This is a genomic window from Solidesulfovibrio carbinolicus, from assembly GCF_004135975.1.
GTDB classification, from domain to species: domain Bacteria; phylum Desulfobacterota; class Desulfovibrionia; order Desulfovibrionales; family Desulfovibrionaceae; genus Solidesulfovibrio; species Solidesulfovibrio carbinolicus.
Genome location: NZ_CP026538.1, coordinates 3,782,790 through 3,807,705, shown reverse-complemented (window position 1 = coordinate 3,807,705; position 24,916 = coordinate 3,782,790). Strand labels below are relative to the sequence as shown.

General features: G+C 67.7%; 27 protein-coding genes. 14 read left to right on the top strand and 13 right to left on the bottom strand.

All coding sequences use genetic code 11. The annotated features are described in order from the left end of the window. Positions 1 to 111: 111 nt before the first annotated feature. From C3Y92_RS17005 to C3Y92_RS16965, 9 genes are all read right to left on the bottom strand, one after another. Entirely contained in the window at positions 112 to 1,299 is a 1,188-nt protein-coding gene (locus tag C3Y92_RS17005; protein ID WP_129354571.1) for a (Fe-S)-binding protein, read from the bottom strand. A 2-nt stretch (positions 1,300 to 1,301) separates the two neighbouring features. Then, positions 1,302 to 2,690, bottom strand: coding sequence for an FAD-binding oxidoreductase (locus C3Y92_RS17000; protein WP_129354569.1), 1,389 nt, complete (start codon positions 2,688 to 2,690; stop codon positions 1,302 to 1,304). A 4-nt stretch (positions 2,691 to 2,694) separates the two neighbouring features. Further along, complete coding sequence (locus C3Y92_RS16995; protein ID WP_129354567.1) at positions 2,695 to 3,204, bottom strand: hypothetical protein; 510 nt, start codon at positions 3,202 to 3,204, stop codon at positions 2,695 to 2,697. 45 nt (positions 3,205 to 3,249) lie between these two features. Continuing rightward, on the bottom strand, positions 3,250 to 3,714 hold the full coding sequence (gene smpB, locus C3Y92_RS16990) for an SsrA-binding protein SmpB (RefSeq protein WP_129354565.1): 465 nt from the start codon (positions 3,712 to 3,714) through the stop codon (positions 3,250 to 3,252). Between the two features lie 114 nt (positions 3,715 to 3,828). After that, entirely contained in the window at positions 3,829 to 5,610 is a 1,782-nt protein-coding gene (gene ptsP / locus C3Y92_RS16985) for a phosphoenolpyruvate--protein phosphotransferase (protein ID WP_129354563.1), read from the bottom strand. Between the two features lie 85 nt (positions 5,611 to 5,695). Beyond that, positions 5,696 to 6,022, bottom strand: a complete 327-nt coding sequence (locus C3Y92_RS16980; protein ID WP_129354561.1) for an HPr family phosphocarrier protein — start codon at positions 6,020 to 6,022, stop codon at positions 5,696 to 5,698. A gap of 67 nt (positions 6,023 to 6,089) precedes the next feature. Continuing rightward, positions 6,090 to 6,824: a PTS system mannose/fructose/sorbose family transporter subunit IID gene (locus C3Y92_RS16975; RefSeq protein ID WP_235669521.1), complete on the bottom strand. Its 735-nt coding sequence runs from the start codon at positions 6,822 to 6,824 to the stop codon at positions 6,090 to 6,092. Positions 6,825 to 6,901: 77 nt separating this feature from the next. After that, on the bottom strand, positions 6,902 to 7,597 hold the full coding sequence (locus C3Y92_RS16970; protein WP_129354557.1) for a TIGR04282 family arsenosugar biosynthesis glycosyltransferase: 696 nt from the start codon (positions 7,595 to 7,597) through the stop codon (positions 6,902 to 6,904). Positions 7,598 to 7,600: 3 nt separating this feature from the next. Beyond that, positions 7,601 to 8,350: a TIGR04283 family arsenosugar biosynthesis glycosyltransferase gene (locus C3Y92_RS16965; RefSeq protein ID WP_129354555.1), complete on the bottom strand. Its 750-nt coding sequence runs from the start codon at positions 8,348 to 8,350 to the stop codon at positions 7,601 to 7,603. 127 nt (positions 8,351 to 8,477) lie between these two features. Here C3Y92_RS16965 and C3Y92_RS16960 point away from each other — a divergent pair, with 127 nt between their 5' ends. From C3Y92_RS16960 to C3Y92_RS16925, 8 genes are all read left to right on the top strand, one after another. Continuing rightward, a complete protein-coding gene (locus C3Y92_RS16960; protein ID WP_129354553.1) occupies positions 8,478 to 9,272 on the top strand; it encodes a class I SAM-dependent methyltransferase in 795 nt (264 codons plus the stop codon). Beyond that, on the top strand, positions 9,269 to 10,243 hold the full coding sequence (locus C3Y92_RS16955; RefSeq protein ID WP_129354551.1) for a glycosyltransferase family 2 protein: 975 nt from the start codon (positions 9,269 to 9,271) through the stop codon (positions 10,241 to 10,243). Before C3Y92_RS16960 ends, C3Y92_RS16955 begins: the two co-directional genes overlap by 4 nt. Before the next feature lie 23 nt (positions 10,244 to 10,266). Further along, positions 10,267 to 10,647: a sugar 3,4-ketoisomerase gene (locus C3Y92_RS16950; RefSeq protein ID WP_235669520.1), complete on the top strand. Its 381-nt coding sequence runs from the start codon at positions 10,267 to 10,269 to the stop codon at positions 10,645 to 10,647. Continuing rightward, positions 10,644 to 12,062 carry an NDP-hexose 2,3-dehydratase family protein gene (locus tag C3Y92_RS16945; protein WP_129354547.1) on the top strand — a complete coding sequence of 473 codons (1,419 nt, stop codon included), beginning with the start codon at positions 10,644 to 10,646 and terminating at the stop codon, positions 12,060 to 12,062. The genes C3Y92_RS16950 and C3Y92_RS16945 overlap by 4 nt, the downstream gene beginning before the upstream one ends. Then, a complete protein-coding gene (locus C3Y92_RS16940) occupies positions 12,059 to 12,991 on the top strand; it encodes a Gfo/Idh/MocA family protein (RefSeq protein ID WP_129354545.1) in 933 nt (310 codons plus the stop codon). Before C3Y92_RS16945 ends, C3Y92_RS16940 begins: the two co-directional genes overlap by 4 nt. An 81-nt stretch (positions 12,992 to 13,072) precedes the next feature. Beyond that, entirely contained in the window at positions 13,073 to 14,194 is a 1,122-nt protein-coding gene (locus tag C3Y92_RS16935) for a DegT/DnrJ/EryC1/StrS family aminotransferase (protein WP_129354543.1), read from the top strand. 3 nt (positions 14,195 to 14,197) lie between these two features. Further along, positions 14,198 to 14,623: a DUF1772 domain-containing protein gene (locus C3Y92_RS16930; RefSeq protein ID WP_129354541.1), complete on the top strand. Its 426-nt coding sequence runs from the start codon at positions 14,198 to 14,200 to the stop codon at positions 14,621 to 14,623. 99 nt (positions 14,624 to 14,722) lie between these two features. Continuing rightward, on the top strand, positions 14,723 to 16,822 hold the full coding sequence (locus tag C3Y92_RS16925) for a molybdopterin-containing oxidoreductase family protein (protein WP_129354539.1): 2,100 nt from the start codon (positions 14,723 to 14,725) through the stop codon (positions 16,820 to 16,822). 263 nt (positions 16,823 to 17,085) lie between these two features. Here C3Y92_RS16925 and C3Y92_RS16920 read toward each other — a convergent pair whose 3' ends face one another. Beyond that, the gene (locus C3Y92_RS16920; RefSeq protein ID WP_129354537.1) at positions 17,086 to 18,396 is read right to left on the bottom strand and encodes an O-acetylhomoserine aminocarboxypropyltransferase/cysteine synthase family protein; all 1,311 of its coding nucleotides are present in this window, start codon (positions 18,394 to 18,396) and stop codon (positions 17,086 to 17,088) included. A gap of 205 nt (positions 18,397 to 18,601) precedes the next feature. On the opposite strand from C3Y92_RS16920, the gene C3Y92_RS16915 reads away from it, so the two are divergent. Genes C3Y92_RS16915 through C3Y92_RS16905 form a run of 3 tightly spaced genes read left to right on the top strand, consistent with a single transcriptional unit; the run spans position 18,602 to position 20,429 of the window. Beyond that, positions 18,602 to 19,297, top strand: coding sequence for a type 1 glutamine amidotransferase (locus C3Y92_RS16915; protein WP_012750330.1), 696 nt, complete (start codon positions 18,602 to 18,604; stop codon positions 19,295 to 19,297). A gap of 48 nt (positions 19,298 to 19,345) precedes the next feature. Then, complete coding sequence (locus tag C3Y92_RS16910) at positions 19,346 to 19,819, top strand: pyridoxamine 5'-phosphate oxidase family protein (protein WP_129354535.1); 474 nt, start codon at positions 19,346 to 19,348, stop codon at positions 19,817 to 19,819. A 19-nt stretch (positions 19,820 to 19,838) separates the two neighbouring features. Further along, positions 19,839 to 20,429: a GDSL-type esterase/lipase family protein gene (locus C3Y92_RS16905; RefSeq protein WP_129354533.1), complete on the top strand. Its 591-nt coding sequence runs from the start codon at positions 19,839 to 19,841 to the stop codon at positions 20,427 to 20,429. Between the two features lie 353 nt (positions 20,430 to 20,782). On the opposite strand, the gene C3Y92_RS16900 is transcribed toward C3Y92_RS16905, so the two are convergent. Together C3Y92_RS16900 and C3Y92_RS16895 are read right to left on the bottom strand one after the other, a co-directional pair. Further along, positions 20,783 to 21,472, bottom strand: coding sequence for an LrgB family protein (locus C3Y92_RS16900; protein WP_129354531.1), 690 nt, complete (start codon positions 21,470 to 21,472; stop codon positions 20,783 to 20,785). Beyond that, complete coding sequence (locus tag C3Y92_RS16895; protein ID WP_129354529.1) at positions 21,462 to 21,866, bottom strand: CidA/LrgA family protein; 405 nt, start codon at positions 21,864 to 21,866, stop codon at positions 21,462 to 21,464. The genes C3Y92_RS16900 and C3Y92_RS16895 overlap by 11 nt, the downstream gene beginning before the upstream one ends. 94 nt (positions 21,867 to 21,960) lie before the next feature. On the opposite strand from C3Y92_RS16895, the gene C3Y92_RS16890 reads away from it, so the two are divergent. After that, positions 21,961 to 22,839, top strand: a complete 879-nt coding sequence (locus C3Y92_RS16890) for a LysR family transcriptional regulator (RefSeq protein ID WP_129354527.1) — start codon at positions 21,961 to 21,963, stop codon at positions 22,837 to 22,839. A 106-nt stretch (positions 22,840 to 22,945) separates the two neighbouring features. Here the strand turns inward: C3Y92_RS16890 and C3Y92_RS16885 are convergent, their stop codons facing one another. Then, positions 22,946 to 23,587 (bottom strand): peroxiredoxin, encoded by a 642-nt coding sequence (locus C3Y92_RS16885; RefSeq protein ID WP_129354525.1) that lies wholly within the window; start codon positions 23,585 to 23,587, stop codon positions 22,946 to 22,948. Between the two features lie 202 nt (positions 23,588 to 23,789). Here C3Y92_RS16885 and C3Y92_RS16880 point away from each other — a divergent pair, with 202 nt between their 5' ends. Both C3Y92_RS16880 and C3Y92_RS16875 read left to right on the top strand, forming a co-directional pair. Further along, entirely contained in the window at positions 23,790 to 24,149 is a 360-nt protein-coding gene (locus C3Y92_RS16880) for a hypothetical protein (protein ID WP_129354523.1), read from the top strand. A 388-nt stretch (positions 24,150 to 24,537) separates the two neighbouring features. Next, positions 24,538 to 24,852 carry an SH3 domain-containing protein gene (locus C3Y92_RS16875; RefSeq protein WP_129354521.1) on the top strand — a complete coding sequence of 105 codons (315 nt, stop codon included), beginning with the start codon at positions 24,538 to 24,540 and terminating at the stop codon, positions 24,850 to 24,852. Positions 24,853 to 24,916 lie beyond the last annotated feature (64 nt).

Here is a 24,916-nt window from a genome sequence, read left to right as displayed (position 1 = left end):
GACGGCTTGCGCGCCGCGCCCGTTAAAAAATACGGGAGTATTTTTTAAGAAAAACAAATGGTTTAGTGTATTGTCGGCAAGGCGACATCTGCTTTCCCGCAGGACACGACATTAGCCGATGGTTTCCAGCCAGTGGCCGACTCCCACCCCGTCCGGGGCGGCGGCGCGCAGCTGGGTGACGCAGCCCGAGCAGCCGGTGACGATCTGTTCCCCGGGCTTGGGGGCGTAGACGGCCAGGGCGTCACGCGCCACGGCCTCGGACAGGTCGGGATGGGTGAGCTTGGTCAGCCCCCCGAAACCGCAGCAGGGGGTTTCGTTTTCCCGGAAAACCAGGCGCTGGCCCATGATGCGGCGCAAAAGCGAAAGGTCCTGGTTGCCGCCGGCTCCGTGGCAGGGGCGGTGGTAGCGCACGACCGGGGGCGCGGCCTGGCCGATGGCGAACGTGGTGTCCCCCAGCAGTTCGGCCAGGGAGACGAGGTTTTCCCGCCACGGCCCGAGTTCGTCCATGGCCAGCCCGAGATCCTTTCGGGCGTAGGCCCGCAGCCCGCAGCGGCAGGTGGCGCAGAAAACCACCATGAGCGGCCGGCCGGCCCGACGCCAGGCGTCGATATTCTGCTGCTGCATGGCGGCTTGGGCCTGGGGCGCGCCGGCGTGGCCCAGGGTGCAGCCGCAGCAGGTGAATCCCGGATCGGGCAAGACCTCGACGCCCAGGCCCTCCAGGAGCCGGGCGGCCTCGGCCTTCCAGCGCGGGTTGGCGTGCTCGGCCACGCAGCCGGCAAAGATGACGGCTTTTTGGCCGGCATGGCGCGTATCGAAAGTCTTGGGGAACAGCCAGGGGGCCGGGGCCTTGCCCGCGCCCAGGGCGGCCAGGGCGTCTCGGGCCCGGGACACGGCCGCGATGGGGATGTTGCCGGGCAGCAGTTTGCCCAGGGTCATGGCCAGGGGCCAGGCCACCCCGGCCCGCTCGACCCACAGCTTCCACAGCATCCCGGCGAACCCGGGATGGGCGGCGCGGATTTCGGCCACCAGATCCGGGCCGCAAAGCCCCAAGGGGCAGGCGTCCTCGCAGCGGCCGCAGGACAGGCAGGCGGTGGTCAGCATCTCGGCGGCCTTGGCCGACAGCTCGGCCCGGCCTTCGCCCAGGGCCTTGGCCAGGAAAAACTTGGCGCGCGGGGAAAGCTCCTCGCGGCCGGTGGCCGTAAAAAGCGGACACACGGGCAGGCAGCGGCCGCACAGGATGCAGGTCGGGCGGCGGCCCTGGCCGTGGAGGCAGTGGACGGGGGTGAGTTCCGTGGACACGTCTAGTAGGCCTTGCCGGGGTTCATGATGCCGCTGGGGTCGAAGGCGGCCTTGATCCGGGCCATGAGCCCGCGCTCGATGGGGGAAAGCTGGCGGTCGAGGAAGGGCAGCTTGGACAGGCCCACGCCGTGCTCGCCGGACAGCGTGCCGCCCAGGGACAGGGCCAGGGACAGGATGCGTTCCCGGGCGGCCTCGGCCCGGTTGCGCTCGTCGGCGTTGGCGGCGTCGTGCATGATGTTGACGTGGAGGTTGCCGTCGCCCACGTGGCCGAAAAGGAGAATCTTGAGGGACAGTTCGTCGGCCACGGCCTTGATGCCGGCGGCGGCGGCCCGAAGCTTGCCGCGCGGCACGGTGACGTCGTCGCTGATCTTGTCCGGGGCGGCCTTGAAGGAGGCGGGATTGAGCAGCCGGCGCGGTTCCCAGACGGCTTCCTCGTCCTCGGGGGTGGCGGCCCGGCGGCTCCAGACCGGCCCGGCCGGCTTGGCGGCGGCTTCCAGCAGGGCCAGATCGGCGGCCAGGGCCTCGGGGGAACCGTCCAGGCGGATGATAAGGGCCGCGCCGGCCGTTTCGGGCCAGGGCACGGGGCTGATGGCGGCCACGGCGGCCATGGCTTCCCGGGCCATGAATTCCAGGGCGGTGGGCAGGATGCCGGCCCGGAACACGTCGCCGGCGGCGGTAAGCGCCGCGTCCACGTCGGCGAAGGCCAGGGCCAGGGTGGCCGTGGCGGCCGGCAGGGGCAGGAGCTTGACCGTCAGCTCGGTGATGATCCCCAGTGTCCCTTCGGAGCCGCAAAAAAGGCGCACGAGGTCCAGGCCCACGACGTTTTTATGGGTGCGCCGGCCGCAGTGGACGACCTCGCCGCCGGGCAGCACGGCGGTGAGCCCCAGCACGTGGTCGCGGGTGACGCCGTACTTGACGGCCCGCATGCCGCCGGCGCAGGTGGCCACGTTGCCGCCTATGGTGGAAAATTTCACGCTGGCCGGGTCCGGGGCGTAGAACAGGCGCTTCCCTGCCGCCTCGGCCTGGAGGTCGGCCGTGACCACGCCGGGTTCGACCACGGCCACGAAGTCGTCGGCGTCGATGTCCTTGATGCGGGCAAGGCGCGCCGTGGAGACGACGACGCCGCCGGCGACCGGGGTGCAGTCGCCCACGGTGTTGGTGCCCCGGCCGCGCGGCAGCACGGGCAGGCGTTTGTCCTGGGCCAGGGCCAGAAGCGCCCGGACCTGCTCCAGGTTTTCGGGGCGCACCACGGCGGCGGGCAGGGCGTGGCGGCGCGAGGCGTCGACGCCGTAGACGAACATCTCTTCCGGGCTGAAAACGGCGGCGTCGCCGGGGAAGATGTTCTCCAGGGCGCGACGGATGTCGGCGGGCAGGCTCGGGGTGGGACGCATGGGATCAGTCGGCTTCGGCGGTCCAGGTCATGATGTCCACGAGACCGGCCGCGTCAAAGGTGAAGGAGACTTCGTTGTAGCCGCTTAAATCCGAATAGCGCCAGACGTTGCCCTCGACTTCCTCGGGCTGGCCCAGGGCAATGGCCAGGCGTTCCCGGGGGATGCCCCGGCACACGCCCCGGGCGAAGCAGCCGGGCGCGGCGAAGATGCGGATCTGGTGGAAAAACTGCCGCTGGCCCTCTTCCATGCTGTACAGCGACACGACCAGCCCGTCGTAGGTGAGGGTGATGATCTCGTAGGGCGTGGCGTCGTAGGGATTGCTGAAGGACACGGCCTGGCGCTGCCGGGGCGAACCGAGCTTCTTGACGACGTCGGCTTCGGTTGGTCCGTACAGGGCGGCGGTCTCGTCGAGAAACGCCTCCAGGCGTTCGTCGGCCTCGGCGGCGGCGCAGGGCTGGGCGGCCAGCAGGAACATGGCCGTAAGTATTAGGAAAAAATGGCGGAATCGACCCATCAAAGCGTTCCTTGCAGCGGTTTCGTCCGATCCGGCCTGGGCCGGTTAATGCCGCGCCAGCTCCCGGGCGGCGTCGCGGTCGAGGTCGCGGGACTTGAGGTCGTCGCGACGGTCGAAGACCTTCTTGCCGCGCGCCAGGGCGATCTCGACCTTGGCCCGGCCGTTTTTGAAATACACCCGTACCGGGACCACGGTCAGCCCTTTTTGTTCCACTTTGACGCGCATGGCGTGTATTTCCGCCGCATGGAGCAGGAGCTTTCGCGGCCGCTCGGGCTCGTGGCCGGCGTAGCCGGCGTTTTCGTAGGGCGCGATGTGCACGCCGATCATGAATGCCTCGCCGTCCTGGAACTTCACGTAGCCGTCCTTGAAGCTGATGCGCCCCAGGCGAAGGGACTTCACCTCGGAACCCATGAGCACCAGGCCGGCCTCGTATTTTTCCAGAAATTCGTAGAGGTGGCGGGCTTTCTTATTGAGGGCGACAAGTTTTTCGCCCGATTCTTTCGCAGCCATGGCGTCCTTTGGCAGGCAATGCCGCCGCCGTTTCGCGCCCGGACAGGTCCGGGCGTCGCATCACGGCCAGCCCCGCCGCGTCCGTGTCGTGTGTAGGCCGGGCGGCCGGAGCGGTCAATGGGCCGGGGAGTCCTCCCGGTCAAGCAGGGAGGAATAGAACATCAGCTCGTCCGGGAACTGCCGGAAGATGGTTTCCTGGACCAGGGCATTGGTCCGGGTCACGGACGGGCTTTCCAGAACCAATTTAAGCAGGTTTTTGCAATCGTCCATGGTGGCCTGGCGAATGATCCGCTTGATGCCCGGTATGGCCTGGGGGGTCAAGCTGATGCAGTCGATCTGCATGCCCATGAGGATGGGTACGCAAAAGGGATCGGAAGCCATTTCGCCGCACAGGCTCACTTCGATGCCGGCCTGGTGGGCGGCGTCGACCACGTGCTTGATGCTGCGCACCACGGCCGGATGCAGGGGCTGGTACATGTGGGACACGTACCGGTTGGTGCGGTCGATGCCCAGGGAATACTGGATGAGGTCGTTGGTGCCGATGCTGAAGAAATCGACCTCCCGGGCCAGGATCTCGGCGATCATCACGGCCGAGGGCAGCTCCATCATGATGCCGACCGGCAGGTCGGCGTTGAAGCGGTGGCCTTCCTGGCGCAGCTGGGCCCGGGCCTCGGCCAGCATGGCCTTGGCCTGCCGGATTTCCCGCAGCCCGGAGATCATGGGGAACATCACCGAAATGTTGCCGGCAACCGAGGCCCGCAGCATGGCCCGCAGCTGGGTCATGAAAATATCGCGGTGGTGCATGCACAGGCGGATGGCCCGCAGCCCCAGGGCCGGGTTGCGCTCGTCCAGGCTGCCCAGGGTGGAGACGAACTTGTCGGCCCCGGCGTCCAGGGTGCGCAGCGTCACCCGGCGCGGCGACATGATCGTGGCAAGGTCCAGGTATTCCTGGTAAAGCTCTTCTTCCGTGGGCAGCTTGGCCCGGTTCATGTAGGAATATTCGGTGCGGTACAGCCCAATGCCCTCGCCGCCGTTGTTGACCACGGTGGGCACTTCTTCGAGCATCTCAATGTTGGCTTTGACCTTGAGCCGGTAGCCGTCGATGGTTTCGCCGGGCAGGTGGCAGCCGCGCATGATGCCGGCCTGGTAGGCCTCGAACTGGTACTTGAGGTCGGAGAGCCGGGCCAGTTCCTCCTCGGCCGGGGACAGCACCACCACGCCGCGCAGCCCGTCCACCACCACGAGGTCGCCGTCGCGCACTTCGCGTTCGAGTTCGGTGACGCCGACCACGGCCGGGATGCCAAGCGTCCGGGCCAGGATGCCGGTATGGGAGGTCTTGCCGCCCTGGACCGTGACCAGGGCCATGATCTTGTCGGTCTCCAGGGACGCCGTGTCGGCCGGGGAGACGTCGTGGGCCATGAGCACCACCCGGCTCTCGATGGCCCGTATTTCGGCGGTCTGGCCGGCGAGCCTTGCCTGGACGCGGCCCGAGACGGTGCGCACGTCTTGGATGCGGTCGCGGAAATACTGGTCGTCCAGGGCCTCGAAAGCCTTTTCAAGGTCGGCCACGGCCTTGTCCAGGGCCCATTCGGCGTTGATGCCCAGGGTCTGGATGTAGCGTTTGGCGACTCCCGAAAGTTTGGGATCCTTGAGGATCATGAGGTGGGAGTCGATAATGAGCGCATGTTCGCGCAGATCGGCCGGGATGCGCTCCCGGGCCTGTTCGATTTCCTGGGCGAACTGCTCGATGGCGCGATCCAGGCGGGCCGTTTCCGGGCCGACCAGGGCTTCGGGCAGGGTCTGGCGGGGCAGGGGGCCGGCCCCGGAGCGGTTTAAGAAAAAGGCCCGTCCGATGGAGATGCCGGCCGAGACGGGGATGCCTTTGAGGGTTGCCATGTCGGGCTGGTCCTTGGCGCGGCGGCGATCCGCGGCGCGGCGGGGTTGGGGGTTTTTCGGTCCCTGTCACGGACCGGTCGCGGGGTCAGCGGAAACGGTTGCGAAACAGTTCGCCCAGGCGCCCAAGGGCCTGGGCGGCGTCGGGCCCGGCGGCGCGCAGTTCCAGTTCGCAGCCCTGGCCGGCGGCCATGGTAAGGATATCGAGAATGCTCTTGGCGTCCACGGCGTCGCCGCCGTCGTGGCGCACCTGGATGTCGCAGGCGAATTTCTGGGCTTCCTGGGCCAGCTTGGCGGCCGGGCGGGCGTGCAGGCCCTGTTCGTTGGCCACGCGCACGCGCAGCACGAAACCGTCGGCTTCGGCCAGGATGTCGTCGGCCCCGGGCAGGGGGGCGGCTTGGGTCGGCTCGGTCATCGTCCACCGTCGTTTCGGCCGCTTATGGGGCGGCGGGCCAGGCGCGGGCCTGGCGGTTATGCCGGCTTTACGCCGGCCACATGGAGCGGGCCAGCACCCAGCCGGCGGCCAGGGCCAAAAGCGCCGCTTCCCGGGACACCGACGGCCGCGTGGCGGCCCAGGCGGCCAGAATGCCGATGAGCGCCGCGTCGGCCAAGGGCGAGCCGGTCTCGCCCCGGGGCCGGGCCAGCACCCAGAAAAGCGACAACAGCACCGCGTTGGCCACCTTGACCCGTCGGCCCAGGTTGACCAGATCCCAGCGCTTGAGGCGGCGCAGCACCTGGAAGCCCTCGCGATAGCCGGCGCGAAAGGTCATGGCCTTGAAGGCCTGGGCGGCCAGGAACAGGGCGGCGGTAAGCCCGGCCAGGAGTCCGTAGCGCCCGTCGGCGGCCAGACAGGCGGCCGAAAGCCCCCACAGGCCCATGACGCTGGCCGAAAAAAACGTGTCGCCTATGGCGGAGAGGGTGAATGCCGTCGTGGTCTTGACGTTGTCAAGCATTTCCGGCGGCACAAGCCCCTGGGCGATCTTTTCCTCCAGGGACAAAAAAAGCCCCACCAGCAAGGGGGTCCAGAAAAAGTGCGTGTTGTAGAGCTTGAGGTAACGCTCGAACACGGCGTCGCGCTGGGCCGGGTCGGGATAGAGCCGGGCCAGTCCCGGTTCCATGGCGTAGGCCAGCCCCACGTGCTGCAGGCCGCGCGTGTTGAACGCCGCGCCGACCAGGTAGCAGCGCAGAAAGCAGCTGACAAGCGTGCGCGCGCGCAATTCTCCGCCAGGCGTCCCCAACCGCGCCTCCCTGCCGTGCCGGCCAGCCCCAGGCTCGCCTGTATTTTCCTTCAACCCTAACGGTTGGCGCGATTTTGGTCAAATAGCCCGGCCGTGGCCGCGTCCAGAAATTGGCCAAAGGGCGTGCCGCCAAGGGCCTGTCGCCAGGGCGGTCCGTCCAGCCGGGCCAGATCGGCCGCCTCGTCGCAGTCGGGCAGGGTCGCCAACTCGGCCGTATCCCGGCCGGCCGCGGCCAGACGCGCCCGGGTCAGCCCGGCCACGGCGGCGGTGCTCCAGGGCATGTCCGCGAAAACCTCGGGCGTAAATCCCGCCCGGGTGAAGCCGATGAGCCAGTAGCCGCCGTCCGCGGCCGGTCCCAGCACGGCCGGTTTTTCCTCCAGGGCCTTGGCGGCCTTACCCAGCAGCTCCGGGGTGAGAAGGGGCAGGTCCGCGCCAATAAGCAGGGCGGCCGCGTCGCCGGCCGTGAGCGCTCCGGCCAGGGCGGCGGCCATGCGCGCGCCGAGATCGCCCGGAGCTTGGGGCGAAAGCTGAAATCCCGGGCCGCACAGGGTTTCCATGGCCGCCCGGGCGTTATCCGGGGCGAAATGGACGGTGGCCGGCAGGCCCGAGGCCAGGGCGGCGCGAAAGACGTTGGCCGCCATGGCCCGATAGGCCGCCAAGGCCACGTCGTCGCCGCACACGGCGGCCAGGCGGGTCTTGACCAGCCCCGGCAGCGGGGCCTTGGCCAGGATATGCAGCGATACGGCCGCCACGGGTCAGCGCCCGCCGGCCGGGCCGGGGCCGTGGGCCGGGGGGATGGGCCGGGGCGGGTAGAACCGGGCCAGCCGGGCCGGGGCCAGGCCCAGGGTGTAGCCGGTAAGCAGGGCCAGATTGCGGACCGTGGCCAAAAGCGGTCCCTCGGCCAGCCAGCGCCGGGCCGAGGTGGTCACCCGCAATGGCGAAACGGCCACCCGGCCGCCGGCCCGGCGCAGACAGCGCACCAGCTCCACGTCCTCCATGACCGGGATGTCGCAAAAGCCGCCCATGGCGGCAAAGAGCTCCCGGCGCAGGCACAGTGTCTGGTCGCCGTAGGGCAGGGAAAAAAGTCGTGAGCGCCAGGTGGCGGCGGCGGCAATGGCCCGCAGGAGCCATTTCTCGGAGCGGATGGCCAGGGAAAAGGCGGCCAGTTCGGCCCGGGTGTCCAGAAGCCGGGCCGCCTCGGCAAAGGCTCCGGCCGGCAGTCGCGTGTCGGCGTGGAGAAACAGCAGATATTCGCCCCGGGCCACGGCCGCGCCGGCGTTTTGCTGGCTGCCCCGGCCCGGCGGGGCGGTCAGTCCCGTCACGCCCTCCCGGTCGATGGCCCGGATGGTCCCGCCGGCCGGATCGCCATCGACAACGATGATTTCCAGCGGCGTGCCGTAGCCGGCGGCATGAATGTTGTCGATGACGCCGTTTATGCGGCGCGCCTCGCCCAGTACGGGGACGATCACGGAAAACAGCGGCGAAGGGTGATGGCGCGGCGACATGGGGGCCTCGTTGCGGCGGGACTTCCCGGTGCAATAGATTTTTTTCGGGCAAACCGCTAGACAGAGCCTTCACGTCCCGGCCGTTGCGGCCCGGACGGTTCGAGAATGTTTCGAGGTGCGTTGGACCATGCTGGAAGCCGAATACGCCGCCATGCGCCAGGCCGAGGAACGGCACTGGTGGTATCTGGGGCTGCACGATCAGGTCTGCCGGGCGCTGGCCCGCTGCCGGGGGCTGGTGTCCGGCCCGGGCCGGGTCCTGGACGCCGGCTGCGGCACGGGCAAGGTGCTGGAAATTTTCGCCGATTTGCAGCCCGTGGGCCTCGACCTGTCGGCCACGGCCCTGTCCCTGGCCCGGGGGCGCGGCGATTTTCCCCTGGTCCGGGCCTCGGCCGTGACCCTGCCCTTTGCCGACGCCGCCTTTGACGTGGCGCTTTCCCTGGACGTGCTGGCCAACGTGCCGCCCCGCGACGTGCCGGCCGCTTTTGCCGAGCTGTATCGGGTGCTGGCCCCGGGCGGGGCGCTTATTCTCAATCTCGTGGCCTTCCAGGCGCTATACGCCGAACATGACCGGGCCGTGGGCGTGGCGCGGCGCTACCGGGCCGGCGAGGTGCGGGAAATGCTCGCCGGGGCGGGTTTTACCCTGGACATTTTGTCCTATTCCAATACGCTTTTATTTCCGGCCGCCGCCTTGGTGCGCCTGGCCCGCCGGCGTCGTCGGCCTGACTGCCAGCCGGTCTCCGATCTGACGCCGCTGCCCGGACCGCTCAACGCCGCCCTGGCCGCCGTGCGGCGTCTCGAAAACGCCGCCATCGTGGGCAAGGCCCTGGCCTTCCCCTTTGGCCTGTCCGTTTTCGCCCTGGCCCGCAAGCCCGGCCGGGGCGTTTCCGGCAACTTCCAACGCAACGCCGGCAAGGGGTTATGAGCCAAGCCGTATCATCGCCCACGCTGACCATCGTCATCCCGGTCTACAACGCCGAACAGTCCATCGGCCGGCTGGTGGATGCCCTGATCGCCGAGCCGCCGCTGCCCCAAACCGACGTGGTGCTGGTCAACGACGGCAGCCGCGACGGCAGCCACCGGGAATGCCTGGCCTGTTGCGAGCGCCATCCCGGACGCGTCACCTATCTGCGCCTGGCCCGCAATTTCGGCGAGCATGGCGCGGTCATGGCCGGGCTGTGCCAGTCCGGCGGCGACTATGTCGTGGTCATGGACGATGATTTCCAAAATCCGCCCCACGAGGCGGCCCGGCTGGTGGACGCCGCCGTGGCCGGCGGCTTTGATGTGGTGTACGGCGCTTTTCGCGAAAAATGCCATAACGCCCTGCGCAACTGGGGCAGCGCGTTCAACGATCTGGTGGCCACTTGGCTGCTCGGCAAGCCGCGCCATCTCTATCTTTCAAGCTTCAAGTGCCTGTCCCGGTTCCTGGTCGAGCGCATCATCGCCTACGCCGGCCCCTCTCCCTATGTGGACGGTCTGATCCTGCGGGTCACCGACAACATCGCCCAGATCGAGGTGGAGCACTGTCCCCGCCGGGCCGGCCGTTCGGGCTACACCCTGTGGAAGCTCATCCGGTTGTGGCTGACCATGTTCGTCAATTTCTCCGTGGCCCCCCTGCGCCTGTCCGCCGTGCTGGGCCTTGGCGTCAGCGCCTTCGGGCTGCTCATGGCCGTGTGGAGCCTGCTGGAGAAGCTCCTTGGCGTGGACGTGCCCACGGGCTGGACTACGCTGTACGTCACGGTGGTTATTTTCGCCGGCATCCAGCTCGTCATGCTCGGGCTTCTGGGCGAATACGTCGGCCGGGGGCTGCTTGAGGCCAACCGCGCCCCGCAGTTCGTGGTGCGCGAAGTCCACGGCGGCGGCCTGACCCCGACCCGGGAGGCGCGCCGATGGTAGGGCCCCTTGGCCGGGTGCGGCCTATGGCCGTACCTTCCGTCGGCGACGACCGGGGCTGGCTGTCCGTGGTCGAGGCCGGGCAGACCGTGCCTTTTCCCATCCGCCGGGTCTTTTACATGCACGGCATGACGGCCGAGCGCGGCGGCCACGCCCACCGCGACACCGACCAACTCGTGGTCTGCGTATCGGGTTCGCTTCGCCTGGACCTCACCGACGGCCGCGACCGGATGTCCGTGCGTCTGGCCGATCCGGCCCAGGGGCTTTTCATCCCGGCCATGGTCTTTATCGACATCCGCGACATCGCGCCCGGAGCCGTCTGCCTGGTGCTGGCCAGCACCCACTACGACATGAGCCGCTCCATCCGTAGTTACGAAGCCTTTCTGGAGGCGGTTGCCCAGCCATGAGCACCGCTGCCGTCCGTCTGGCCTTTCTGCGTTCCAGCCGGGCTCTGGCCGGGGAATTGCCGGACGTGGCCGCCGTCCTGGACTGGTTTAACGCCAAGGACCGCAGCCGCTTCGAAGTGCGTCGCGCCCCGCTGACCGCCCTTTCCCAGTGGCATTACGCGCCAAATCCCATGCGGCTGATGCACCGCTCGGGACGGTTTTTCGCCATCGAAGGACTTCGGGCGCAAACCGGTTTCGGCCCGGTGGCATCCTGGGACCAGCCCATCATCAACCAGCCCGAGGTGGGCATCCTGGGGCTTCTCGCCCGGGAGATCGACGGCGTGCTCCATTTTCTCATGCAGGCCAAGATGGAGCCCGGCAACGTCAACATCCTCCAGCTTTCGCCCACGGTCCAGGCCACCCACAGCAACTATTCCCGGGTCCATGCCGGAGCCACGCCGCGCTACCTCGAATATTTCACCGAGCCCGGCCGGGCCAGGGTGCTCCTGGACCAGCTCCAGCCTGAACAGGGGGCGCGGTTTTTGCGCAAGCGCAACCGCAACATGGTCGTCGCCGTGGACGGCCCCGTGCCCGAGCACGAGGATTTCCGCTGGCTCACCCTGGGCCAGATCAAGGCCCTTTTGCACCACGACAACATCGTCAACATGGACGCCCGCACCGTGGTGTCGCTTATTCCCCTGGCCGATCCCGACGAAGGGCCGGATTACGGATTGATCCACGACGTGGGCGGCTTTGGCCTCGACGTCTATCTGTCCTTTTGCCGCTCGGACAAGGAACGCCATACCATGGACGAACTCATGGCCTGGCTCACGGCCGGCAAGGCCCGCCACGACATGCGCGTTTCTTCCCTGGATTTGGATCGGCTGCGCGGCTGGACCGTGACCGACACGGAAATCCGCCACGAAACGGGCCTGTATTTTTCCGTCATCGGCGTGGACGTGCAGGCCCACACCCGTGAGGCCACCAACTGGTCCCAGCCCTTGCTTCACCACGACGGCCAGGGGCTGGTCGGCTTCTTGTGCCAGCGCCACGGCGGCGTACTCCATTTCCTGGCCCGGGGAAGCCTGGAACCCGGCAACCGCGACGGCATGGAGATCGGGCCGACCGTCGCCTGTTCCGAAGTGGTCGCCCGGGCCTGCCGGGCCTGCGCCCCGCCGCTGTTGGCCCATTTCCTTGAACCCGGCCGGGCCATCGTGCGCTACGACGCCGTGCAGTCCGAGGAGGGCGGGCGCTTCCACCATTTCCAGAACCGCTACATGGTGGTGGAGCTGCCGCCCGGAAGGTCTCTGGACCTGCCGGACCACTACGCCTGGATGACGCTGGGGCAATTGTGGCGCATGGCCCGCCACGGCCACGTCAACATCGAAGCCCGAAACCTCATGGCCTGCCTGGGCCTGCTGGAGACCCTGCCGTGAAGCTCCTTGTTTTCGGCGCGTCCGATATTTTCGCCCGCCGGGTGGCCCCGAACCTGTCCGCCCTGGGCCTGGCCGGGGTCGAGATCGTCTCCCGCAGCGGCCGCCGGCCGGCCCTGCCGCCCGGGCTGGACGTCACCTGGCGCGACGACGCCAAGGCCGCCCTGGCCCACAGTCCGGCCCAGGCCGTCTACGTCACCACCGAAAACAGCCGCCACGCCGCCTTGGTCCTGGCCGCCCTGGAATCCGGCCGCCACGTCGTGGTGGACAAGCCGGCCTTCCTGACCCTGGCCGAGGCCGAGGCCGCCGCCGCCCTGGCCGCCAAAAAGAACCTCACCCTGGCCGAGGCCACGGTCTGGGCCGACCACCCGGGCATCGAAGCCCTCATGGCCGCCTTCGCCGCCGCCGGCTCGGCCCCCGCGCGCGCTTCCGCCGTCTTTTCCTTTCCGCCCCTGCCGCCGGGCAACTTCCGCCACGTCGCCGCCCTGGGCGGCGGGGCGCTGTCCGACCTCGGGGCCTATGCCGCCAGCCCCGGCCGGGTGCTCTTCGGCTGCCAGCCGGACACCGTGGCCTGCCAAATCCTTTCGCGCGGCCCGGAAGTCGACACCGCCTTCGTCTGCCAGATGACCTACCCCGGCGGGCGCAGCTTCACCGGAACCTTCGGCTTCGACACCGGCTACGCCAACCGCCTGGACGTGCTCGGCCCCAATCTGGCCGCCTCCCTGGACCGGGTCTTCACCCCGCCGCCCGGAGCCGCCCTGGAACTGGCCTGCAATACGCCCACGGGCTGCTTGGTGGAGATCATCCCGCCGGCCGACGCCTTTGCCCGCTTTTTTACCCGCGCGCTCACGGCCATGGCCCACGGCCACGACCCCGCCCTGGCGGCGGCGCTCATTGCCGACGCCAGGGTTCGGGCGCGGTTGAGTGAGTAATACAAGAAGAATAAGATGCCTCCGGCGGCCGGGGGCCTGAGGCCCCCGGACCCCCCAATAGGGGGAACAAGGAGTGATGGGATGGCGGTTAATGTTTGGGGCTATTTGGAAGAGTATCGGGAAGAAAAGGCCGAGATCATGGCGGCGGTGGAAGAGGTGCTGGCTTCGGGCAAGCTCATCCTCGGCCCCAATGTCGCGGCTTTCGAACAGGAGTTCGCCGCCTACTGCGGCGCGGCCCACGGCGTGGGCGTGGACAACGGCACCAATGCCGTCATGCTGGCTTTGCTGGCCGTGGGGCTTCAGCCGGGCGACGAGGTGCTGACCGTCTCCAACACCGCCGTGCCCACGGTCTCGGCCATCGCCAGCGCCGGCGGCGTGCCACGCTTCGTCGACATCGACCCGGCCACCTACCTCATGGACGCGGCGCTGCTGGAAACGGCCGTGACGCCGCGCACCCGGGCCATCGTGGCGGTGCATCTTTTTGGCCAGTGCGTGGACATGGAGGCCGTGGCCGCCGTGGCCGAGCGCCACGGGCTGTTGGTGGTCGAGGACTGCGCCCAGTCCCACGGCGCGGCCCGGCATGGCCGGATCTGCGGCGCTCTGGCCGACGCGGCCGCCTTTTCCTTTTATCCCACCAAGATTCTGGGGACCTACGGCGACGGCGGCATGGTGCTGACCGACCGCGACGACGTGGCGGCCAAGCTCAAAAAGCTGCGCTTCTACGGCATGGAAAAGACCTATTACGCCCTGGAGCACGGGTTCAACAGCCGGCTGGACGAGGTCCACGCCGCCATCCTGCGCGGCAAGCTCAAGCATCTGCCGGCCTACATCGCCCGCCGCCGGCAGTTGGCCGCCCGCTACGACGCCGCCCTGGCCGGCACGTCCCTGACCCTGCCGGTGACCGCCCCGGGCAACGACCACGCCTATTATCTCTACGTCGCCCGCCACCCCAAGCGCGACGCCGTCCTGGCTGGCCTGAGGGCCCGCGAGGTCAACCTCAACATCAGCTACCCCTGGCCCATCCACACCATGACGGGCTACGCGCATCTGGGCTACAAGGAAGGCGACCTGCCCCACACCGAGCGAGCGGCCAGGGAGATATTCTCCCTGCCCATGTATCCGTCGCTCACCGACGCCGAGCAGGATTTTGCCATCGCCGCGCTTATCGACACCCTGGCCGAGGTGGACGGCCAAACGAGGTAACCCATGGAATTTGGCGCTATCGCTCTGGCGCTCATGGCCGCGTTTACCGGCGCGGCCCTGTACATCAACCTTGTGGAACACCCGGCCCGGCGCGGGCTGCTGGACGGCGAGATGCTGGCCCAGTGGCAGGCGAGCTATCCGCGCGCCTACCGTATGCAGGCCAGTCTGGCCGTGGGCGGTTTTTTCTTTGGCCTGCTGGCCGCCTACTGGGCCGGCAAGGCGCTTTTCGTCACGGGGGCGCTTTTTTCCATCGCCAACTGGGTCGTCACCTACCGCTTCATCATGCCGGTCAACCGGCAGCTGACGGCCGCCGACCCGGACACGGCCGACGCCGCCACCCGGGCGCTTTTGGAGAAGTGGAACCTGCTCCACGCCATCCGCACCGGCCTGGGCCTTTTTGCGGTGATCTGCTTTTTCGCGGCCCTCTGATGCTCCCCCTCTCTCCATACGGGGGGTCTGGGGGCCTCAGGCCCCCAGCCGCCGGAGGCATCTTCTCTTCCCTCTCTTCCCACCCCCACTTCCACCCCCATGCCCACTAACCACCCCGGCATCTGCCGGGGCTGCCATGGCGGCTGCGCGGCTTGGGTGACGGTGGACGGCGGGAGGGTTGTCCGGGTGCGGCCCAGGGCTGGTTCGCCGTTTAATTTGGGCCGCATGTGCGTCAAGGGGCTGTCCGCGCCGGCCATGATGGCTCATCCCGACCGGCTGACCGTGCCGCTGAAGCGTGTGGGCGAGCGCGGGCAGGGCTGTTTCGAGCCGGTCTCCTGGGACGAGGTGATGGCGGCCATTGCCGGGCGGCTCGACGCGTTTCGTCGGGAGTCCGGCCCCCACAGCGTGGCCCTGGGGCAGGGCACGGGCCGGCCGCACTATTTCCACGTCATCCGTTTCGCCAACAGCTTCGGCACGCCCAACTGGTACGAGCCGGGGCTGGCCAACTGCTTCATTCCGCGCATCACGGTCTCCAATCTCACCTACGGCGGCTTCGTGGTCGGGGATTACTATGGCGACACGCCGCCGCGCACGATCCTTTTTTGGGGCCACAATCCGCTGGTTTCGGGGCCGGACGGCGAACTGGCTTTTCCGGTCAAAAAGGCCCTGGCCGCCGGGGCGCGCGGCATCGCCGTGGACCCCAGGCGCAGCGAAACGGCCCGGCGCTGCGACCTGTGGCTGCCCATCCGCCCGGGAACCGACGCGGCGCTGGCGCTCGGCATGGCCCGGGCCATCATCGAGGAAGGCTGGTACGACCGGGAGTTCGTCGCCGCCCATACCTTGGGCTTTGACGAACTGTGGGCGGCGGTGGCCCATTGCACGCCGGCTTGGACCGAGGAACGCACCGGCGTGCCGGCGGCGCTGATGCTGGAGGCGGCCCGGCGCTACGCCCTGGACAAGCCCTCCATTCTTGATTGGGGCGTGTCCCTGGAGCAGAACCCCAACTGCCTGCAGACCGTGCGGGCCGTGGCCGTGCTGCGGGGGCTGACCGGCAATCTCGACATTCCGGGCGGCGACGTGTTCGGGACCGAGCTCATCGGGGCCTATCCCGTGCTGCGACAGGCGCTTCCCGCCGAGGCCCAGGCGCTGCGGCTGGGGGCCGAGCGCTTCAAACTTTTGGGCGGCTTCCGCGCGTTCATGCCTTCGGCCCATATCCCCACGCTTTTTAGGGCCATGCTCACGGGGCAGCCTTACCCGGTTCGGGCGCTGCTGCTTTTCGGCAACAATCCCCTGGCCACGGTGGCCGACTCCCGGATGGTGCTGGAAAGCCTCAAGGCCCTGGAGCTCTTGGTCGTGGCCGACCATTTCCTGACGCCCACGGCCGCCCTGGCCGATTACGTGCTGCCGGCGGCCATGTGGCCCGAGATGGACGGCGTCATCGAACTGCCGCTGGTGGCCCCGCGTGCGGTGTTCGCCCACCGCCAGCTGGTTCAAACCGGCCAGTGCCGCCAGATCGAAGCCATGCTGGACGATCTGGCCGTCCGGCTGGGCCTGCCCGGGGCCGGCGAGCCGCTCCACGACATCTTCGACGCCCGGCTGCGGCCGGCCGGGGTGAGTTTCGCCGAGCTGGCCGGCGGCGGCATGGTCATGCCGCCGCCGACTTACCGCCGCTTTGCCGAAAAAGGCTTTCGCACGCCCACGCGCAAGGTGGAGCTTTTTTCCAAGGGGTTGGCACGGTTGGGCTACGATCCGCTGCCGAGCTACGCGCCGCCGCCGGAAAGCCCGGAAGCCTCGCCCGAGACGGCTTGCGACTATCCGCTGATCCTGACCACCGGGGCGCGGCGCAGCGAGTATTTCCACAGCGACGGCCGCCAGATCGCGCATCTACGCGCCCGGCGTCCCGATCCCCTGGCCGAGCTTGGGCCGGCCACGGCGGCGGCGCGCGGCATTGCTGACGGCGACTGGGTGCGGGTGAAAAGCCCGCGCGGGCAGGTCCGCATGCGGGCGCGGGTGACGCCGGACATCATGGAGGGCGTGGCGAGCCTGGACCACGGCTGGTGGTTCCCGGAACGCGGCCCGGGCAACTTCGGCGAACTGGAGTCCGCCGCCAACGTGCTGACGAGCGCCGGCCCGCCCTACGACCCGGCCTTCGGCTCGTACCAGCTGCGGGGGCTGTTATGTGAGGTGGAGAAGGAGTAGGAGGGGGAAGAATGCTGGCGGCTGGGGGCCTGAGGCCCCCAGACCCCCCACCTCTGAAAAAGGTTTAAAGGGGGTGCGACGAGGATTGACTCTCTGTCCGCCGGGAAGCCCGAATGGCCGTCAGTGGCGCTTGACGGGAACCACGTTGCTCCGGGGGTAAGGCCCCCGGACTCTCTTCCTGTTGGGCGTAAGCCCAGCTATTTCGAAGGGGGCCTGGGGGAAACGCTTTCTAAAAGCGTTTCCCCCAGTCTTCGTCTTTTTCTCTATGCGCTGGCAGCCGTCAGCGCCTGATCCAGATCGGCGATAATATCTTCCACATCCTCGATGCCGACCGATATCCGCACCATGTCCGGGGTAACGCCGGCTTCGAGCTGTTCGGCCGGGGTGAGCTGGGAATGCGTGGTGCTGGCCGGATGGATGACCAAGGTCTTGGCGTCCAGGATGTTGGCCAGGTGCGAGCACAGCTTCACCGAGGCGATGAATTTGCGTCCGGCTTCCAGGCCTCCCTTGACGCCGAAGCCGAAGACCGCGCCGGGGCCGATGGGGAAGAGCGCCTTGGCCCGGGCATGGTCCTTGTGGCTGGCTAGGCCGGCGTAGTTGACCCAAGTGACGGCCGGATGGGCTTCCAGGAATTCCGCCACCTTCTGGGCGTTGGCGCAATGGGCCTTGGCCCGCAGCGGCAACGTCTCCAGCCCCTGGATGATGAGGAAGCTGTTGAACGGCGAAGGCGTGGCCCCGATGTCGCGCATAAGGCCCGTGCGCACCTTGGTGCAAAAGGCCGAGCAGGGCGTGCCGCCTTCCAGCGAGCACAGCATCTCCCAGAAATTGGCCCCGTGGTAGGTCGGGTCCGGGGCGGTGATCTCCGGGAACTTGCCGCCGACGGACCAGTCGAAGTTGCCGCCCTCGACAATGGCCCCGCCGATGGCCGTGCCGTGGCCGCCGATGATCTTGGTGAGCGAATAGACCGCGATGTCCGCCCCAAGCTCGAAGGGGTTCAATATGGGCGGCGCGGCCACGGTGTTGTCCACCACGAAGGGCAGGCCGTGGTCATGGGCCATCTTGGCGATGGCCGGCAGGTCGTCGACGTTGCAGCGCGGGTTGCCGATGGTCTCGGTGTAAACTAGGCGCGTGTTGTCGTCGATGGCGGCGGCGAAGTTGGCCGGGTCGGAGGAATCGACGAAACGCACCTCGATGCCGAAACGCTTGAGGGTGTGCTCGAAAAGGGTGTGCGTGCCGCCGTAGAGGTTGAGTCCCGAAACGATGTTCTGGCCGGCCTTGGTGATGGCGGCGATGGCGTAGAAAATGGCGGCCATGCCCGAGGCGGTGCACACGCAGGCGCTGGCCCCGTGCAGGGCGGCCAGCCGGCGTTCCAGCACGTCGGTGGTGGGGTTGCCCAGGCGCGTGTAGATGTAGCCGCCTTCTTTCAGGGCAAAGAGGTTGGCGGCGTGTTCGGGATCCCGGAACAGATAGCTCGTGGTTTGGTGGATGGGCACGGCCCGGGACAGGGTGTCGGCGTCCGGGGCATGCCCGGCGTGCAGGGCCAGGGTTTGGGCGTGCCAGGTGTTGTCGGCCATGTTGATGCCTCGCCGGTTAGACGGTGTCGCCCGGAGAATGCGGGCATGGTGACTTTGTATGCTATACTTTTTTGGTAGGAAAGTCCAAAAACGCCCCGAAGTTGTCGGCGCGGCGCGCCTTGCTCCTTGACAAGCCGGGGAGGGCGACCCACCATGCGGCCGGCCGTTTTGACCGGCGGCTCCCAACGTCATACCGGAGGTTCCCATGCGTCTGCACGCATTTTATCATGTTCCCTTCGAAGAAGTCGGAGCCATCGGCCTGTGGGCCGCCGAACGCGGCCATGAGGTCGTTTCCACCAGCCTGTACGCCGACGAGACGCCGCCGTCGCCCGCCGACTACGACATGCTCGTGGTCATGGGCGGCCCCATGGGCGTATACGACGAAAAGCAGTATCCGTGGCTGGCCGCCGAGAAAAAGGCCATTGAGGCCGGCGTGGCCTCGGGCAAGCCGGTGCTCGGCGTGTGCCTGGGCGCGCAGCTCCTCTCGGTGGTCCTGGGCGGCTCGGTGTCGCGCAATCCGGTCCCGGAAATCGGCTGGTTCAAGGTGACCATGACCCCGGAAGGGCTGGCCGAGCCGGTTTTCGCCGGCTTCCCCGAGTCCTACTACGCCTTCCACTGGCACGGCGACACCTTCGCCATCCCCCCCGGCGCCGTGCACGCGGCCTCCTCGGCCGCTTGCGCCAATCAGGCCTTTGTCTATAAGCACAAGGTCGTGGGGCTGCAATACCATCTGGAAACCACGCCGATGGGGATGCAAAACCTCATCAAACACTGCGCCGCCGATGTGGCGGTTCCCGGACCAACCGTGCACCATCCCAAGCAGATGCACGCCGGACGCGAAGTGTTCCCGGCCATCAAGGCCCTGACCTACCAGTTTCTCGACGCCCTGGCTTCGGCCTGATCGGACAATGCCTACGTCGCCCGGCGCGGATCGGGCAAGGAGTACGGGATGCGCAAGAAGGAACGGGAAATCAAGGACAAGGCGATCCTCGAACAACTGCTCATGCAGTCGCGGATCTGCCGCCTTGGGCTCTTCGACGGTCAATGGCCCTATGTCGTGCCGGTCAACATGGGCTACGAGCCGGGCCGCATCTATTTTCATTCCTCGAAAAAAGGGAAGAAAATGGACATCCTGCGGGCCAATCCCAACGTGTGCTTTGAACTCGACGCCGATGTGGAGATCGTCACCGGAGATCGGCCCTGCGACTGGACCACTTATTATAAGTCCATCATTGGTTTCGGCACGGCCGTGATCCTCGAAGACGAAGCGGAAAAGCTGGCCGGCCTCAAGGTCATCATGCGCCGCCACGGCGGCCCGACCGACGGCTTCAAACCCGAAGTCGTGCCCGTCACGGCCGTGGTGCGCATCGACATCGCGTCCATGACCGGCAAGGCCAACCCGCCCCACGGCGAGTGGGACTGAACCGCACCCGGAGGCCGCCATGCGCATCGTCTTTGTCGGTGATTCGCTGACCGTGGGCGTCGGCGACGAAACCTACCTCGGCTGGCCCGGCCGGCTGTGCGCCGCTGCGTCGGCCGCCGGGTTGGGGCTTACCCTCTACAACCTGGGCGTGCGCTCGGAAACCAGCCGCCACATCAAAAACCGCCTCGGCCGCGAACTGCCGCCGCGCTTGCTCCCCCGCGACGAAGCCCGCATCGTGCTGTCCTTTGGCGTCAACGACGTCAAGATCGAAAACGGCCGGCGCAAGGTCGAACTGTCCGAATCCGTGGACAACCTCTTCGAGATCGTCAGCAAAACCAGCGCCCTGTGCCCGACGCTCATGGTCGGGCCGCCGCCGGTCCTCGACGACGCCTACCGGGCGCGCATCGAGGAACTCTCCGACGTCTTCGCCGGCAGCTGCGCCGAAATGGGGCTGCCCTACCTCGACATGTGCCGGCCGCTGTGCCGGCAGTCCGCCTACCTCGACAGCCTGGCCACCGTGGGCGACGGCTACCACCCCGGCGCGGCCGGCTACGCCGCCTTCGCGGCGCGCGTTGGGGAGTGGGAGGCTTGGCAGGGGTGGTTTGTTTAGGGAGTGAAGAGATAAGAAGAGGAAGAGAAGATGCCTCCGGCGGCTGGGGGCCTGAGGCCCCCAGACCCCCCGAATGGGGAAAGGGTTAAAGGGGGGGCGGCGGGGTTGGTGCTCCGGTCGGCCGGGTCGCTCACAGGCCGGCGATCGTGTTATAGCGACAAAGATGAGGCCCTCGAAGTCCGCCAGGATTCGAGGGCCTCTTGTATGGAGAGCGGCGGCTGGTCTGGTAGCCGCCGCCGGAGGGGGCAAATCTTTGCGCTCGTCCGGCCTTCCGCCCGTCCCCCTAAAACCCATTTGGGGGGTCCGGGGGCCTCAGGCCCCCGGCCGCCGGAGGCAAAAAAATAAAACTTCTCCTACGATTCCAACAACGAAATGGCCGGGCCGATGAGGGCGCAGGTGACGCCGGCGAGGATCATGACCAGGCCGGCGATGGCCCCTTCTTCTTCGCCGGCTTCCAGGGCCCGGGCCACGCCGGCCCCGTGGGCGCCCATGCCGAGCATGGCTCCGCGGGCCAGGGCGGTGCGCAGGGGCAGCACCTTGAGCAGCATGCCGCCCAGGGACGCGCCCAGGATGCCGGTGGCGATGACGCACACGGCGGCCAGGTCCGGCGCGCCGCCCACTTCCCGGGCAAAGTCCATGGCAAAGGGCGTGGTGAACGACCGGGGCAGAAGCGACAGGCGCATTTCCTGGGACAGTCCAAGCAGCCCCGAGAGCAGCCAGCCGCCGCCGAAAGCCAGGCCGCAGCCTACCGCGACGCCCACGCCCAGGGTCGGCCAGTGGCGTTTGATGAGTGCGCGGTGTTCGTAGATGGGCACGGCAAAGGCGACGGTGGCCGGGCCGAGCAGCAGCAGCAGCCACTGGCCGCCGCGCATGTATTCGCTGTAGCCGGCGTGCAGGCCGATGGTCAGCCCCAGGCACAGCACGCAGGTTAAAAGCAGCGGCGAGGTCCACCAGGCGCGCACGTAGTGCCGGGCGACACGCGAGACGACATAGGCGGCCAGGGTGGCCGCCAGCCAGAACAGGGCGGAATGGTTAGCGGACATGGCGCGACCTCAGGCGGATGTGCAGTTCCACGGCCAGGGCCGTGCCGGCCATCACCGAGAGGATGCCGACGACGATGACGGCCAGGACCTTGAGTCCCGTGGACCCCAGCAGTTCGGCATGGTCCCGCAGCACCACCGCCGCCGGGACGAAAAAGAGCAGCATATGGTTTAAAAGTCCTTTGGCTCCCAGGCGCAGGCAGCCCACGGGCAGCGCGCCGGAGGCCAGAAGCGCCAGCAACACGGCCATGCCGGCCACGCCGCCCGGGATGGGCAGCCCGGCCGCGCGCACGGCCGCGTCGCAGATCCACCACAGGCCGATCAGGGCGAGCCCTTGGGCCGTGGTCTCGACGAGGCTTCGCAGGCCTTTTTTCATTGTTGTTGTTTCCAGTGTCATGGCGGCAACTCCTTGCCTGGCTCTGAGATAGGTACGGGCCGCCCATTTGTGAAATGAATTGTCGGAATGAAAGCTATTCCGTATTGGAATGGGCATGGAACTGCGCAATCTGAAAGCCTTTGTGGAAGTGGTGCGCCAGGGCGGGTTTTCCAGGGCGGCCCGGACGCTTTTCTCCACCCAGTCCACGGTGAGCAAGGCGGTGGGGCAGCTGGAGGCCGAGTGCGGCGAGGCGCTTTTGGAGCGGCTGGGGACCGGCGTGCGTCTGACGGCGGCCGGGGAGCTGGTTTACGCTCGGGCCTTGGCCATGCTGGCCGAGAGCGAGCATCTGGCGGCCGAACTGGCCGATTTGCGCGGGCTTTTATCGGGCCGGCTGCGCCTGGGACTGCCGATTTTCGGCAGCGCCCGGCTTTTCGCGCCGCTTTTCGCCGAGTATCGCAGCCGCTGGCCCAATGTGGAGATCGAGCTCATGGAGCAGGGCAGCGCCCGGCTGGAGGAGGCGCTTTTAGCCGGCGAGGTGGAGCTTGGCGTGTCGCTTCTGCCCATTGGCGAGGCCTTTTCCTGGCAGCCGGTGCGCGACGATCCCATGATGGCCGTGCTGGCCGCCGACCATCCCCTGCGCGGCCGGGAGCGCCTGCGGCTGGCGGAATTGGCGCACGACCCGTTTATCCTTTTTGAGCAGGGGTTCGCCCTCAATACGCGCATCGAGCACGCTTGTTCCCTGCGGGGCTTTGCGCCGCGCCTGGCGGCCCGCAGCGGCCAGCTGGATTTCATCATTGCCCTGGTGGCGGCCGGTCTTGGGGTGGCCTTGCTGCCGCGCCTGTTGACCGAAGGGCGCAATCTGGAGCCGCTGGGCGTGGTGCTGGTGGACGAGACCGATCTGCGCTGGCGGGCGGCGTTGTCCTGGCGCAAGGGCGCGCGGTTGTCGCCGGCGGCCCGGGCCTGGCTGGCCCTGGCCCGGGAAAAGCTGCCGTGACGGCGGCGCGGGGGAGCTGGGAGGCGGCAAAAACGCCAAACGCCCGAAGCGCGCCGGACGGGCCGGGCGCTTCGGGCGCTGTCATGGCTGAGGATGCGACGAGGAACTAGGACAGGGCCTCGTAGACCTTGCCCACGAGCTGTTCGGACGGGGTCAGCGTCTTGTCGCCGGGGGTCCACTTGGCCGGGCAGGCCTCGGCCGGGTGCTCGCGCAGGTAGACGTTGGCCTGGCACTTGCGCAGCAGCTCGTCGGCGTTGCGGCCGACGTTGTAGAAGTTGATCTCCTTGGAGACCAGCACACCGTCGGGGTTGATGATGAACGTGCCGCGAAGGGCCAGTCCCGATTCTTCGTCATAGACGCCGAAGTAGCGGGAGACCTTGCCGGTGGGGTCGGCGGCCATCTTGTACTGGACGTTTTCCAGCAGCTTTTCGCTGTTGCGCCAGGCCAAGTGGGCGAATTCCGTGTCGGTGGAGACGGAAAAGACCTCGAAGCCGAGCTTTTTGAGTTCCTCGTGCTTGGCGGCCAGATCGGCCAGTTCGGTGGGGCACACGAAGGTGAAGTCGGCCGGGTAGAAGAACAGGATCACCCATTTGCCGTCTTCCATGAGCTTTTCCATGTCCATCTCGCCGAAAAAGCCCTCGGCCGGGTCATAGACTTTCAGGGAAAAGTCCACCACCGGCTGGCCAACGGAAGCCTCGGGGATCTCGGTGCAGCACTCGTCGTATTCTTCGTGGTCGTGATCGTGCATGGGTACGTCCTCTTGGTTTTTTTGGGGGATGGGAACCGGGTCCGAATCCCGCTCTTACAGGTTATGGCCCGCCCGGCGACAAAAGGCAAGCTGGTTTGCGCCATCGTCGCCAAAGGGCTGTCGGCTGCCGGCTGGACAAGGGCGTCCCGACCGGCTAATTTCCAAAAATATCCGTGTTTGGGCCACGCGCCAGGGAGGAACCATGCCGCATCGCCACACTTTTTGCCTCGTTGCCGTGCTTTGCCTCAGCCTTGGTCTGGTCGCGGCGGCCGGGGCCGATTCCGGCGTCAAGACCGGCAAGGTCGATCCTTACGGCGACTGCTGCGTGGCCAAGGTGCAGATGACCGGCGTGTCCACCTGGAACGTCACCTGCGGGTCCTGCGCCACCAACCCCGGCGTCTACGCCATCTCCCAGCCGGACCCGGAGAAGCTCGTGTTCACCGGCCCCGGCGGCATCACCGCCGACAGCCGCTACGACGCCGCCTACGCCGTCTGCAACTGTCCGTCCCAGGCTCCTCGTCGGGCGTTCGAAAAAGAAATGCGCACCTTCGACGGCAACTAGCTCCGGCCGGCCGGCCCATGGCCCTGTCCGCACCCACTCCCCTGCGTCTTGTTTCCCGGCCGGGCTGTCCCGGCTTGGCCGGGTTCTGCCCCTTGGCCGGCAACATCCCGATAGGGCCAGCCACGGCCTTGCGACCAAACGCGCCCACGGCCGGGGCGACAACTTTTTCCGCGGCGGCTCGCGACTGTCGGGCCGGACAAGGCGACGCTGCGGAATGGTCGCCGCGACGGCTGGCCCCTGGCCAGGTACGCCCCGGCAAGGGATGCCAGGCCGCCTTGGTCGGCCCGTCCGTTGCGGCCACCGCGGCCAACGCGGAGAGAAATAGTCCAAGCAGATTGTTTTGGCAATAGGAATGATTCTTGTTCTCAAAAAAATAAGGAAGAGTCTGATGACGGCGACAACTTGCATGCTGCGGCGGTGGGGGGGCTTGGGGATGCTGTTGGCGGCGGCCATGATGCTGGGCGGATGCCTGGGCGGCAAGACGGCGTCCGGGCCGGTGGACCCGGCCAGCGTATACAAGGTGGCCGCGCCGCTGGCCAATCTGCTCGATTGTCCGAGCCTGACCTGCGATGTGCTGGAAGACCTGCATGACGGCGATCGGGTGTCGGTTGTGACGGTCGTGCCCGGGGGCTGGGTGGAAGTGCGGGCCCTTGGGTCGGGTAAACAGGGATTCCTGTTGGCCAGATTATTGGCCCGGCCGTGACCGTCCAGCGTCCTGGCTTGTGAAAAATTCGGATAAGTCGTCTTCCCGGAGCGGAAAATTCGCG